Annotated in this window: 12 protein-coding genes and 4 pseudogenes; 11 read left to right on the top strand and 5 right to left on the bottom strand. The window is 57.8% G+C overall.

Annotation, left to right across the window (positions count from 1 at the left end; translation table 11 throughout):
- Positions 1–33: 33 nt before the first annotated feature.
- The gene (locus tag F3H98_RS20080) at positions 34–354 is read left to right on the top strand and encodes a CYTH domain-containing protein (RefSeq protein ID WP_188130486.1); all 321 of its coding nucleotides are present in this window, start codon (positions 34–36) and stop codon (positions 352–354) included.
- 1,029 nt (positions 355–1,383) lie between these two features.
- Here F3H98_RS20080 and F3H98_RS32545 read toward each other — a convergent pair.
- Positions 1,384–1,473 (bottom strand): annotated as a pseudogene (locus tag F3H98_RS32545) (hypothetical protein); the annotation flags it as partial.
- 209 nt (positions 1,474–1,682) lie between these two features.
- Between F3H98_RS32545 and F3H98_RS20075 the strand changes: the two are divergent.
- Positions 1,683–1,994, top strand: a pseudogene (locus F3H98_RS20075) (SDR family oxidoreductase); the annotation flags it as partial.
- A gap of 992 nt (positions 1,995–2,986) precedes the next feature.
- Here F3H98_RS20075 and F3H98_RS31160 read toward each other — a convergent pair.
- Positions 2,987–3,145 carry a hypothetical protein gene (locus F3H98_RS31160; RefSeq protein WP_188130485.1) on the bottom strand — a complete coding sequence of 53 codons (159 nt, stop codon included), beginning with the start codon at positions 3,143–3,145 and terminating at the stop codon, positions 2,987–2,989.
- Positions 3,146–3,583: 438 nt separating this feature from the next.
- On the opposite strand from F3H98_RS31160, the gene F3H98_RS20070 reads away from it, so the two are divergent.
- From F3H98_RS20070 to F3H98_RS32540, 3 genes are all read left to right on the top strand, one after another.
- Positions 3,584–4,306, top strand: coding sequence for a DUF899 domain-containing protein (locus tag F3H98_RS20070; RefSeq protein WP_149762122.1), 723 nt, complete (start codon positions 3,584–3,586; stop codon positions 4,304–4,306).
- A 90-nt stretch (positions 4,307–4,396) separates the two neighbouring features.
- Positions 4,397–4,828 (top strand): amidohydrolase family protein, encoded by a 432-nt coding sequence (locus F3H98_RS20065; RefSeq protein ID WP_280178012.1) that lies wholly within the window; start codon positions 4,397–4,399, stop codon positions 4,826–4,828.
- Complete coding sequence (locus F3H98_RS32540) at positions 4,829–5,092, top strand: amidohydrolase family protein (protein WP_149762203.1); 264 nt, start codon at positions 4,829–4,831, stop codon at positions 5,090–5,092. It abuts the gene before it with no gap.
- 53 nt (positions 5,093–5,145) lie between these two features.
- Here F3H98_RS32540 and F3H98_RS20055 read toward each other — a convergent pair whose 3' ends face one another.
- Entirely contained in the window at positions 5,146–6,327 is a 1,182-nt protein-coding gene (locus tag F3H98_RS20055) for a GAF domain-containing sensor histidine kinase (RefSeq protein WP_149762120.1), read from the bottom strand.
- A 525-nt stretch (positions 6,328–6,852) separates the two neighbouring features.
- On the opposite strand from F3H98_RS20055, the pseudogene F3H98_RS20050 reads away from it, so the two are divergent.
- The 3 genes and pseudogenes from F3H98_RS20050 (at position 6,853) to F3H98_RS20040 (ending at position 8,772) form a co-directional block, all read left to right on the top strand.
- A pseudogene (locus tag F3H98_RS20050) lies at positions 6,853–7,452 on the top strand (flavodoxin family protein).
- Positions 7,453–7,501: 49 nt separating this feature from the next.
- A complete protein-coding gene (locus F3H98_RS20045; RefSeq protein ID WP_149762119.1) occupies positions 7,502–8,386 on the top strand; it encodes a YihY/virulence factor BrkB family protein in 885 nt (294 codons plus the stop codon).
- A 197-nt stretch (positions 8,387–8,583) separates the two neighbouring features.
- Complete coding sequence (locus F3H98_RS20040; RefSeq protein ID WP_188130495.1) at positions 8,584–8,772, top strand: CsbD family protein; 189 nt, start codon at positions 8,584–8,586, stop codon at positions 8,770–8,772.
- Positions 8,773–8,811: 39 nt separating this feature from the next.
- Here the strand turns inward: F3H98_RS20040 and F3H98_RS20035 are convergent, their stop codons facing one another.
- Positions 8,812–9,576 (bottom strand): YetF domain-containing protein, encoded by a 765-nt coding sequence (locus F3H98_RS20035; RefSeq protein WP_188130483.1) that lies wholly within the window; start codon positions 9,574–9,576, stop codon positions 8,812–8,814.
- Between the two features lie 540 nt (positions 9,577–10,116).
- Between F3H98_RS20035 and F3H98_RS20030 the strand changes: the two genes are divergently transcribed.
- Complete coding sequence (locus F3H98_RS20030; protein WP_149762117.1) at positions 10,117–10,329, top strand: hypothetical protein; 213 nt, start codon at positions 10,117–10,119, stop codon at positions 10,327–10,329.
- Positions 10,330–10,683: 354 nt separating this feature from the next.
- Here the strand turns inward: F3H98_RS20030 and F3H98_RS20025 are convergent, their stop codons facing one another.
- A complete protein-coding gene (locus F3H98_RS20025) occupies positions 10,684–10,980 on the bottom strand; it encodes a hypothetical protein (RefSeq protein ID WP_149762116.1) in 297 nt (98 codons plus the stop codon).
- A gap of 437 nt (positions 10,981–11,417) precedes the next feature.
- Between F3H98_RS20025 and F3H98_RS20020 the strand changes: the two genes are divergently transcribed.
- Complete coding sequence (locus F3H98_RS20020; protein WP_149762115.1) at positions 11,418–11,783, top strand: PRC-barrel domain-containing protein; 366 nt, start codon at positions 11,418–11,420, stop codon at positions 11,781–11,783.
- A gap of 553 nt (positions 11,784–12,336) precedes the next feature.
- Positions 12,337–12,888: pseudogene (locus F3H98_RS20015) on the top strand (sensor histidine kinase); the annotation flags it as partial.
- Positions 12,889–12,942: the final 54 nt, after the last annotated feature.

Genomic DNA, 12,942 nt, shown 5'->3' with positions numbered 1-12,942 from the left:
TCCGTGCGTTGCGCATTAAGAATGGAACGTGTCATGCCCGTGGAGATCGAACGGAAATTTCTTGTCAATGATGATTCCTGGCAGGCGCTGGTAACAGAGCGGCTGCGGGTTCGTCAGGGCTATTTTGCGCGCACGCCGATGATGCGCGCCCGTATCCGGCTGATCGACAAGGACCAGGCGTTCATCACCCTTAAGAGTCAGCCGGGGCCGGTCACGCGCTATGAGTACGAGTATCCCATTCCATACTCCGAAGCCGCCGAAATGATCGATCGCTTCAGCATCGAACCTCTCATCGAGAAAACCCGGCACTGCGGTCAAATGCGCGGGCAAGGACCGCATTACCAAGCAGAATAATGATCGCCGTCCTGCGAGATGCTCTGCAGGTGAACAACGCCGGCGAATGAGGGGCTGAAAGGCCCTCGGAATGAAGGGAGCAACCACGGATCTGGACTTGATTGCTCCCCTTTCGCGGGCCAGAAACGCCATTAATGGTCGCAACGTCACCGCGAAAGAGAGACGCTAACGGGAGCGCCTCCAACGTCGGTCCCAGCTCTGGTAAAACAAGGTGCCGACCCTGTTTCAACGCGCGTGGGGTTGCGCTGTTCCGATGCTTAGCGGGGGATTTGTCGTAGGAGGCTCGATAAGTTTCGCGGAAAAGTCCTTCACGACGTAACGTGCGCGCGAATGATCGTAGGAAAGGAGCAACCAAAAGTGTGGGTATTTCCGCCTCTCCCTCCGCCGCAAGCCGCCAAGGATCAGCTGCGGCGAAGAAAGGAGGCGCCTCTGCTTGCGGATCTTTCAGAAGGCGCCTCAGGTAGTCGGCCGGATGGTAAGGGCCAACAACATGTAATGCGGCTCGTGACGCGCTGTTCCGAGGAGGCGCGCTTCTCGCAGCAACGATGTCCAAGTGCTGGGTTCCAAGCAACATCACCAACCTTGTAGGTTGGCGGCCACAGGCAATCACCGAAAATCATAAGGCGCAGAGAGGTGTTCCGCCTGTCTGTGAGACTGCCCGCAGTGTCTTAGGTCGAAATTTGCCCTAGCGAACGTGGGTGGCGCCCGATTGCATGCCTTTGAGCGCTTTGATTAATACCAACGCCCACGACCGAACCAGCCGCCGCCGAGCAGAACAAGAACAAGAATAATAATGAGTAGGGTGGTGGTATCCATCGAGGTCTCCTAGATGGTGCTGTCAGACGGTTGTCTGTTGGTCGCACGCCGACCTGAAACAACGTTCCGGTACCTCCGTTTGTTCCATTCCAACTGTCCAACTGGGCGTCCGTTCGCGTTCTGAACTGCCCCATTTCGAGCGGACAGTTGGCACGACGCGGGAGGCTTGGTTGTAGAGGCAGGTCGGAACCGCTCACTCCAGGAATCAAAACTTCACAGCAGCTCTTCCCCCGACCGATCGTCCCGTACCTGTTTGAATGAAGGATGCCGAAGCTGGCCGTCTTCAGACCAACCCAAGAACTCGACTTCGACAACGGCAAGAAAAGCGTTCTTGGCTGCGGCGGGGAGGCCGGGAAATTCCTCACTCGCTTAACTTGAAGAGCAGCGCTCAAGTTGATGCCGACGATCGCCGCAAGCCCGATCGCGCCGACAGAAGGCCATGCAGGCTGGCGCCGAAATATCCCGCTCCGACCTTCCCCAGGCAGCATCACCCTAAACCCGGCGAGGAATGGAAGATCGACGGCTCGAAGGAACTGGTCGACTATTCGATGACCAAGGGCGGCATCCACGCCTTCACCCGTGCGCTTTCGGGCAACCTTGTCGGCAAGGGCATTCGGGTCAATGCGGTCGCTCCGGGGCCGGTGTGGACCCCGCTCAACCCTTCGGAAAAGGAAGCCGAGGACGTCTCCAAATTCGGCGCCAGGACACCGATGAAACGCCCGGCCCAGCCGGAGGAGATCGCGCCTGCCTATGTGTTCCTGGCCTCGCCGCAATGTTCCAGCTACATCACCGGCGAAATCCTGCCGATCATCGGCGGGTATTGACGGGCGTCACTCCCTCGGCCCGGCCAGTATTCTGACCGTCCCGGGGTCCGGTTCCCCGTCGTAATATTGTCGACGTAGTGCTGTTTGCATCGCACTTTCCAACGTGATTGGACGGGCCGCTCGCCTCAGGTGCATTATGTCTACCCCTGCCGCGATCCCCCCACACCGCCAAACCTGCGGCAGGAGCATGGGCCGGGAGGTGACCCCTCGCCTTCCGGCTTGCTGCCGGTCGCATCTGCCCGCCGGCTCGTTCCGAAACAAGGGCACTGCGCCCTATCCATTGCTCGCGTACCGGGAGGTTTTATGTCAAAACTACAAGGCGACGAGAGCAAAACGGCACCATTCGATCAGGGCGTAGTGGCCGCTCGCACTGGCGTTGGACGAGACGCAAACCCTTTCGAGGCAAAGTCTCGAGATTACAGCGATTGGAACGCTGGCTACGACGCTTTCAAAGATGCTGACGAAGCCGTCGAACCCAAGAACACCTGAGTTTGGGTGGTCTTGCGGACCGGGGGCGAGGCGAGACAAATAAGACGCTCGACAGAGACAACCGCGGCGAACAAAAACGGTAGCGCATCATGCGGAAGATGCAGCTGCAATTCTTGCAGAGACGCTGGCTGAAGAGGAAGCCACAGATAAGGCGCTGTCAGCTTTGGGCGAAGGCGGCGTTTGCTACCTATTGCCGACGAAATGTACGTGCCTGAGCGCTGTTGAGCGCGGGGGTTGTAAATCCCCCATCCGCCAGGCATGTCACAAATCCTCAATGAACCCACATTACAAAAAGAACCACCATTCGACAGCTAGCAGTAGCCGGCGATGTCGTGGCTTCTATTAATCGTTGCAACATTAGTTGTCGGCGTCGGGATCGGCGGAGTATATGCAATAATCCTTCGCCGGCGACAGCGGATGCGTTGACTTTACAGCCATGTGACGCAAAGCCCCCACAGGACATCTCCCCTTCCTCGGCCACGAAAAGCGCCGCATCGTTTTCGTCACGGGGCCCAAAAAAGACTGTCGTCCAACCCGTAAGGCAACTGCTCAATGCGAAACGGCACGGCATCGAATGGTGCTATGATCTGACTGTCGATCTCGAATGAGAAGTCAGCTTGTTTAGCCTCGAAGGGCAGCGCGGCGGCGGCAACAATCTGCATGGTTATCGGATAGAGCACCCTGACGGCGACCGTTATCTGGAAAATTACCGATCAAGGTTCGCTCCGCATTGAGGTCGCTTGCCGAACGTCAGCTTCTCACGATCACATACCAAAAGCCGACAGTCTGGTTTGGCCCCTAACCGGCACAGCGTTAAACGGCCGCGCCTGGTGGATTTCGATCAGGCAGCTTTCGAGAGACATCGTGCAAAAGAAAACGTTCAGGCGACATGCGTAATGGCATTGCGACCCGACCGGACGAAGGTTGGCTTTGGGGTGGAAAGCAGTCGGTCTTGCTGAGGGAGAGTATGAGCTTCGAACCGCAAACAAATTATCCCTATGCAACCTGCGTGTTGCATAGCCGTTGCATGCAAACATGCAATGCTCGCAGCGGAGGAGAATATGGCTCGACAAGAAGGTCCCGGAGTTCCTGCTCCGTCCATGCGCGAACCCATTGGCGACTTCGATGTGGTTTCGGAAGATCAATGGAAGGCTGCCCGCGAGAAGCTGCTAGCGGAGGAAAAGGCCTTGATGAAAGCCAAGGATCGTCTGGTCGCCAAGCGCAGACTCCTTCCGGTGACCGAAGTTGACCGCAATTACAGATTCATTGGCACAGACGGTGATAGGGATCTGCTGGGGCTGTTCGAAGGACGACGACAGCTCGTCGTTTATCGCTTCTTCTATGCGCCCGATGTCGAGAATTGGCCGGATGGGGCATGCAGCGGTTGCTCGATGTTTGCTGACACCGTCGTTCATCCTGCCCATCTTGCGGCCCGCGACACGACCCTCGCCTTCGTCACTGCTGCTCCTATCGACAAGATCGAGAGCCTGCGCGAACGGATGGGATGGAGCCACATACCTTTCTATTCGCTGTCGGACGAGCGGTTCTCTCGGGACTTCGGTGTTGAAGAACAATTCGGCATCAACGTCTTCATCCGTCGTGGTGAACGTATTTTCCGTACCTACTTTCTGAACGGACGCGGCATTGAGGAAATAGGTCCCGTCTGGTCGTTTCTCGACATGACGCTGTTAGGTCGGCAGGAGACTTGGCAGGAGGCGCCGCACGGGCGTCCTCAGGGCGATCCCTATACGTGGTGGCGTCTTCACGACAACTACGGCCAAGTCGCTGCTCCCAACCCTCCGCAACCGAACGGAGACGCATAAGTTGGGCGAGCCTCTGAACGGAGTGCAAATCGTCAGCGGCGTTTCTCGGGACTGATTTCGGCGAATTTCCAAGGGCCTATGCCATAAATAGTGCAGTACGCGCGGACTGCAGCGTCAACGTCGCGCACAACAAGGTCTGCTTCGGGCTGCGGTCAAGGCACTCGTTTTGGCCGCGGGCTGAAGCAGACTTTAGAGTGTGGTCACGGCGATGCGCCGGTGCCCCTTCCCAGCGCGATCGCGATCCTGTCGGCGATGGTCAACCGCACCAGTCGCTCCGGCGACGTCATCGGGTCGGACCAGCGTATCGGGGCCTACGACACACTGCGCTCGGTCACCACCTGGGCCGCCTACCAGAACTTCCAGGAGGATACCAAAGGCACTCTGAAGGTCGGCAAGCTCGCCGATTTCGTCATCCTTGATCGCAATCCGCTGAAGGTGGAGCCGCAGGCGCTGCGCGAGCTGAAGGTGATGGAGACGATTAAGAACGGCAAGACGACCTACACAGCGGGAGATGGGCCCTAAATAAGCGCCAACGGCGATGCGGCACTCGACAATGCTCTCGATGCCATCGAGGCGGTCTACGGGCTCAAACCGACGACGGGTGTCAATCGTATCGAGCATTGCACCATCACCCGGCCTGAGCAGATCGAGCGTATGGCGAAGCTTGGCGTGCAGCCGCAAGTGTGGGGCATGAAGGGAGCCCCGAAGGTGCAGCTGCTCGAAGTGGACGTTGACCGGCTGCCCAAGGTGGGCATCTGGAGGCCTATCAAGGCGGGCCGGAGCTAGCCCACGGTGTGGTCGCTTCAGAGACTCAAGTAAGCACTGTTCGCTGAACGGTGTCACGAAACGTCTAACGGCATTCGAAACGTGAACCGGGTTCTCTTCTCGTCCGACTTTGCTTCCAACGTTCCCTTATGAACGCGGGCGATTTCTTGCGCGATGAAGAGGCCCAGACCCAAGCCCTGGTGGCTGGCCCTTACTTTGCCGCGAAAGAAGGGCTGAAACAAACGTCGCATCGCCTCGTCGGGAATGGGCTCACCAGTGTTCTCGACCCACAAAACAAACTCACCGTTCTCCGTTGTTGCCCGCACGTGAACAGGCGTATTTTCAGCCCCATAGGTCAGAGCGTTTCCAAGCAGGTTGGAAACCATCTGCGAAATGCGTTGGTGATCGACGGCGACCCTTGCCGTCAGCCTGAAGTCCGTTTGGATTTCCCTGCCTATATCTGCCGATCGCAGTTCCGAGACTACCTGTTCAAGCACAGGCTCCAACGGGGATTCCGCATCGAACTCCACATTCAGTCCGTCGCCCAGGCGGGCGCGGGCGAAGTCGAGAACGTTGTCAATCAACCCTCGCATCCGCAACACGCTTCCTTGCATCAAAGCGACAACGCTTCGGCTCTTTTCATCCAGCGGCACGCGCTGAAGCATTTTCGTTCCCGCGTCGATAGACGCAAGCGGGTTGCGAAGATCATGTCCTAGCACTGCGATGAACTGCTCGCGCAGTTCCGAGATCTCGCGTTCATCCCTCAAATCCGACCGAGCTTTTGATACATCGGAGTTGGCGTCCAGATGGGCAGCGATCAGTTCGGCGAACAGCTTGAACATACCAATGATCTTGGAATTCTTCAGTTGAGCCGGGGCTGGATCTATGGCGCAAAGCGTGCCGAAGAACTCACCACTTCTCAGGATGATCGGCATCGAGATGTAACTCTGGAAGCCATACATCGCCGGTGTCGGATGGCCGCAGAACACACCATCTTTCGCCACGTGATTGATGACAACGGGTTCCCGGCTTTGCCGGATTTCATGGCAGATCGTTGTTTCGACCTTGAGTTCGTCTCCCGGCTTCAAGCCGAAATCGATGTTGTCGAGGACGGTGCACGTCACCCATCTGCCTTCGGTGACACGCGCCACCGCCGCAAAGCGCATGCCCGTCGTCTGACAAACCACATCGAGAATGGTGGGGACGGCTGAGATGCTCTGAATGGCATCTATATCGTCCTGAAAGTCGTGCGGCATTTCCTACTGCCCCCGGTTTCGGGGCACACTATTTGAGCATCTCAAACTTGTCATCACGTCAGGAGGGCTTGGCATTGGCCGAGACGGCTTGGGACGCCGTTAACGACTATCGCAACGCATTGCGATAGTTCACCGATCAAAATAGCGGCAACTGACCAGCTTGTGACTTCGCTTCGAAGACAGCTCCAGGGTGTTGCGCAACTTCTCAGTCGTGGCGACGACCTTCAGCACATCATCGGGCAGCGGGCTTCAACGCCTACTCCGGCGCTGAGAACCATATGTCGACCTCGTCCTGGTTCTTGCCCGATGTGGGCGAGGGCTAGCGGCGGCGCGCGCCTCTGGCGTTTGCGTCCTCCACACCAATTCAATTACAAAGCGAGTTTTTCGGTACTCGCTCGAAGTAACGGCAGCGTGCTTCCACGGAGCGGCGGCAACCTCCTACCTGTTCATTGCGCTCCCTGTCTAAGGAGAAAGCCATGCGGGACAAAAACTCACCGCTTTCGCCCTCATTGTTTCCTTAAAACGTTGCACGCTAATGAGAAAAGCTCGACCGACCGCCTTTGTCCGATCTGACTGCAGCGCTGGGGAAGCACAAGGTGACGGCGGGAAAACCACTGCGCATAGTCGACAAAAACATCAAGCCTGGCGGTCCGCCGGAGAAGGCGAGGGCGGCGATTGGCCGAACATCCGTAAAAAATAGTTCCCGCCGATATGCTCGGCCTGCCGATCTGGATGGGACAGCCGTCGAGCGTCGCCAATCGGGTGCTGGAACGCTTGGACGCTTTTCTGTACGAGACCGATAGAAAAGGTCGCATGCCGGCGGCTGGAAAGGTGGCGTTGGTGGCGATTGTCGGCAACGAAGATGCAGCGCACGCTTGCCACGCTGCCTTTTTCAGGCGCTCAACTTTGTCGGTTTCACTATCCCCGCTAATGGCGGCGTCTATTGGGCAGGGGAGGCGATGGGCGATATCAACTTGCCAGGCAGCTGAAAAGGTAGTGGAGATGTTGAAGATGGCGGTTTCCAACGCGGCGCACCTGGCGCGGCTGCTGAAGGCGCAGAACTACGAGGGTGTGAGAAGCGTCTCGCCGTCGCCAGGGAACCAGTTCGCTCTAGCAGAATTCTGATTTATCGCGCCCTCTACCTTTGCACAACAAGTTGAGGCTGAGGATGGTCATGCACCTCAAGATCTGGTCGTTGTTGAAGCAAGCTGCCCTGGGGTTCATCAATGACGAAGCACTCAGTCGCGGAGCGGCTATGGCATTCTTTGCAGTCACTTCGCTGGCCCCGATCCTGCTCATAGTGGTGGCCATTGCAGGGCTGGTTTTTGGGCGGGAAGCCGCCCAGTCGGCGTTGGATGATCAACTGCGCAGCGTGATGGGCGATCAAAGTGCGCAGCTCATTCAATCGGTCACGGCAAGTGCCGCAAACCAAACCTCTGGGAGCTGGGCGGCGGTGATTGGCATTGTGACCCTCTTAGTGACCGCCTCCGGCGTCTTCGGTGAAATGCAGTCGGCGCTGAATGTGATCTGGAAAGCTGAACCGAGTGAGGTATCGGTTTCGCGTCTCATTTGGGCACGTGCCTTAAGCCTGGGGCTGGTAGCGTCGCTCGGCTTTCTCCTGATTGTGTCTCTGGTGATAAGCGCCGCGATCTCGGCTTTTGGTCAGTTTCTCGACGCTCACCTTCCATTTGCCGAGATAGTCTTGGCCGCGATCAACGAGCTGATTTCCCTCATACTGGTCGCGGCTCTCTTCGCCGCGATCTATAAGGTTCTGCCAGACCGGCGCCTCGGCTGGCAAGACGTTGCTGTCGGCGCGCTGGTGACAGCGCTCCTTTTCACGGCCGGCAAGTCGATGATTGGATGGTACTTGGGTTCGAGTGCTGTGGCGTCATCTTACGGGGCTGCGAGCGCACTTATCCTAACGCTGCTTTGGGTCTACTATTCTTCTCTTATCTTCTTGTTTGGCGCTGAACTTACTCGAGCTTACTCGATCAGCTACGGCAGCCATCAGCATCACGCCCACAAGCTCTCCGCGAGCGGGCAATCTACAAAAACGTGATTCTCGGGGCGTCTTCTGGCCTGTCGTTCTGTAGGATCGCCTTCGAGAAATTCCAGATCAGCGAATCGGAGCCTGTGCAAAAAGGCGCGGGGGAGCGCGTCGAATTTCGTAATGATTTCAAAAGCCGTTTTGCCAGCACCTTCCGGAACCGAAGCGTCGATGATCCGTTGTGCTCCGCAAAGTTAGCGCAACAGGAGATGCGGTTCATGGTGAACAAGGATCAAGTCAGGGGCGTCGCCAAGCAGGTGAAGGGCTCAGTCAAGAAGGCCGCCGGTAAGGCCACCGGCAACAAGCAGACTCAAGCCGAAGGCACTGCCGAGAAAATCGCCGGCAAGGTTCAGAAGGGTTATGGCGACGCCAAACAGAGATTGAAGGATTCGCTGTAACAGGAGCCGCGGCGAGCGGCTGCGGCGCGCCACTCGCCATCACTCAGTCTGCGACCGCCGGGCCACACCCTTTTTCGGTTTGCCCGAGCGCGCCGTCTTGCCTGGTTCCTGCTCTTGCGTGGCACCGGGTGGCGGTGCCGCCCGGTGCCAGGTTTCGCCACCACAGCGTGGGCAGGCAGACAGTGCTTTGCCTTCTACTGGATCGACGACGGTCGCGCAGCGGATGCAAGCGAATTGCCGATCGCCGTCCGGTGTGCTTCCAGCCTCGAATTGTCGTGGCTTGCTGACGTCCCAAGGCGGCATGATCGACAGACTTTCAGGTTTGATCTCCGCTTCTGCCCTAAATACCGAAAGCAGGCCATTGGTCTCGAAATAGGCGCCTCGCACCTCGCCCAGTCGCTCTATCTTGTTCAGTCTCAGCTGCTCAAACAGCTCGTCGTGGCCGATGTTCATCCGCTCCAGTTCCTTCCAGCAGATCAGCCCGTCGCGCACCACCTCGATGCTCTTGCCTTCGATAGCGTCCTCAAGAATGGCACTGCGCGACACCAAAAGGCTGAGAAACTTGTCGAGCAACACGACCATCGTGATCACCACCATGCAGTGGACCAGCGGCACGTCGGGATAGAACATCGCGTCGCCGACCGCCGAGCCAAGCGCGATCACAAGCAGGAATTCAACCATCGACAGCTGCCCGATCGACCGGCTGCCGATCCAGCGGATCAGCAGCAGCGTGTAGACGTAGATGATGATGGTCCGGATAGCGATCTCGGCGAGGAATAGCGGCGGCTCATCCCCGAAGAACATGCGGCCGAGATCGAAGGCGGTGATGGGTTCGTTCATCGGAGGCCTCGCAAGGGGTGCTGATTGACCCGAGGGAAGCACACCCTGCGGACAGCTGCAAACCGCTCATCCTCGCCGGCATGTGCGATACCAGGATATCAAGGACGTCGCATTTGCCTTCGTTGAAACCGCACGCCTAATAACACGTGGTCTGTTTTAGTAAGTACGCCACGGATGCCAATCGGACGCCGGTTGAGATAGATTTCGTATAAAATGCTGCAGCTGCCGCCGCGAGCGAACACTTGTTGGTCGAACTTCTGGGGTCCTACATGGAGAGGTTTCGGTCCGCTGGCCTGCATCCGCGAAAGACGGGACGGAGGCCCAACCGACCGACGTGCAGCAAGGCTTGAACAGGCGACCTCGTGCTCGTCAAACTTCTGTCGATGCTGGCTCGAGATTCGACGCGGCGAGAGACCTGGGCTCAGGATCCCGCGAGACTCCCGCACCCGTTTTCGGAAGTTTATGGTTGCCGGAACAAAGCACGCCACGGCGCATTGAGTCGCAATGGCAGATTCCGGCGGCCCTTTTCCCTCGACCAACGCGACGTTGCTTGCGATCCGGAAGGAAATCTATCTGGCATTCGATCATCTCGACGCCAGCCCCGAACTCCTGGCCATAATCGGCGAGTGGGGAAGAGTGAAAAGCGACGAAGAAACCCTGAACGCACTCAGCGAATTCAATAGGCGTTGGAGCCATCGAAACACTCGACACACTTAGCGAATTGCGTTTGGCCGTCCCGGCGTACCCGGCCGGAAGAAGGGCTACACATGCGATGTTGTTTGGCCACGGATATCGCATGGCGCTTATCTTGACGGCATTTTTCGCGACTTCAGTTCCCCAACCAACGAATAACTTGCGGAGCTTCACCCGTCCTGCCAGGCGAAACCTTTACATGCTTGAAGCGCGATCCCCGTAGGGACGCGTAGTGCATTCTCGGTTCGTGAGGGCGCGCATTGTTTCCTGGAAACGCCGGATCCGGAGCCGGTGTGCGACAATACCTCGCTCGCACGCTACTGCCTTGGCATAAACAACCACACGGGGTCCGCGAACCCCCGTGTGGTTGTGCTGCGATCACATCGTGCCGATTTTGGTGCAGAAGTCCTTGTACTTGGGGTCAGTTGCGTTTTGGCATTCACTCTTCATCTGCTTTTGCTGCTCGGCGGGGAGGGCGTTGAAGGCAGCCTTGACTTCCTCGTCCGATTTCATGGTGGCCATGGCCTCGTCCGAGAAGAATGGCTTCATTGTCGCAGCATCGGTGAGAATGCTGGCTGCAGCATCAGTACCTCCCGAAGAGCTTGTTTGAGCCATTGCGACGCCTGCAGACAGACCAAGCGCAAGTACCCCGGCGGAGATGATCATAAGTTTCATAACGTTTCCTTCCCTTGTTCACCCTGATCACGTGTCAGGTGATAGCGGCTCAACGCCAGAATTGGGGGAACGTTCCCTGGCTCTCTCTCGTCGCGGAATGTCGGACAAGGGGCACGCGCACGGGAGGTGATTTGCCGTCTATGGGGCGTTGCATGAAGTTGTTGCCCCTTTCCATCAGGACTTGAAACACGCGGACATCCTCCTCGGACGCGGACCAAATTCCGGACTGCCTGCAGGCGTTCGGATCCCAAGTCTCATAGGAGACCATCCCGTTGCCAGCATCGGCGCGATTTCTCGTGCAGTGGCGCAGCCAAACGTTTCGCGGCGTTTTCCCTGTGGGAGCTGCGGGTCACGATCGAAAACTTGGGCGGGAGAGCACGCGGAACGACTGCATGAAACAGACGTTGATTGACATCAGCACTTAGGGAGGTTTCGTGATGAATGACGACACAGTTTCTTGGGAAAATGTTCGTGCTTCGAACGTCACAGGCACCAATGTATACAACGGGCAGGGCGATCACCTGGGCCAGGTTGACGACATAGTCATCGGCAAAAAGGACGGCACCGTGAAATACGCGATCCTGTCGATAGGAGGTTTTCTTGGCTTGGGGAAAGACTACCACCCGGTTCCCTGGGCAGAACTGACATACAGTGAAGACCAGGACGGTTTTGTCATAAGCCGGACGCAAGAGCAACTCGCCGACGCGCCACGCTATTCCGCCGATGACGAACCCAACTGGAATGATCGCGACTATGGCAAGCGCGTTCACGACTATTATGGATTGCCGTATGGCTTGCCGTAGGTGGTGAGATGGCGGGCGCGGCCAATCATTTCGGCGCGCCCCTTCTCATGCGGAATCCAAGCCGGATGAACGGAAAATGAACCGCACCTTCGGCCTGCGTTCAGGCGACGGACGCTAAAATCCATCCCAACATCGAAAAAGGCGACCGCAGATCATTGATCGCCGGAGGGTTCGAGCCGGGTGTAACGTCCCTTCCTCCTGGATCGACAGAGGCCGGAAGCACGCGCAATGCGTGTTTCCGGCCTTTCTTTCACGACATCCAGACCGCCAGATCACGGAATTCCTTTGCTTTTTGGCAACCGGCCTTTTATCTGGATCGAACCCTCCAGTGAAAAATCCAACCACTCGCGTTGCCGCCGGAAACCGCCCCAACGATGACCGAGCTTTGATCGACGCTCAAACGGATCGACTGAGGTTTGTTACAAGTGGGTGACCATGTTTTGCTGCACCTGCGCCGGCCGAAATCGTCGCTCGCCAGATGCCCGCATCGGCTGATCAGTTGGGCAATAGAGGTGCGTAGGGTTCGTGGAAGGCGGAACCAACAGCCGAATTAGCCGACGAAGAAGCCGCGATTCAGTCGCGGCTGATCAATCTGGCGAAGGCGCATGATGTATTGACGCGCGAAAGTTGGCAGGGCGCGGACCTGGCCGATATCGTCTCCGACACGGTCAGGCCGCACGCGGGCGGAGAAAACCGCTTCCGGATCGAGGGGCCTGGCATCCGGCTCTCCCCTAACGCAGCGCTTGCGATTTCCATGGCTCTGCATGAACTCGGCACCAACGCCGTCAAATATGGAGCGCTGTCAACCGATCATGGCCATGTCGTGCTCGTTTGGCACATCGAAGGAGCAGATGCCGACCGCCGGCTCGTCCTGCATTGGGAAGAGAGCGGCGGGCCTCCGGTCGCCGAGCCGAAGCGCAAGGGCTTCGGTTCACGTCTGATCGAGCGGGCTCTGGCGGCGGAACTCGGCGGCGACGTGCGCGTTGAATACGCACCCTCCGGCCTGGTATGCACGATCGTGGCACCTTTGCCCGCTGGGCAAGAGGTAGTTGGAGGACGGGGTGACGGGACAGGAAGCGAAGCGGGTTCTGATCCTGGAGGATGAATTCCTCGTCGCCATGCATCTCGAAGATCTGCTCGTTAGAACAACTACGCCAGC

It is taken from the genome of Neomesorhizobium albiziae, from assembly GCF_900114255.1.
GTDB classification, from domain to species: Bacteria; Pseudomonadota; Alphaproteobacteria; order Rhizobiales; family Rhizobiaceae; genus Neomesorhizobium; species Neomesorhizobium albiziae.
The sequence above is the reverse complement of the archived record's forward strand: the minus strand, read 5'-3'. Positions and strand labels throughout refer to the sequence as shown.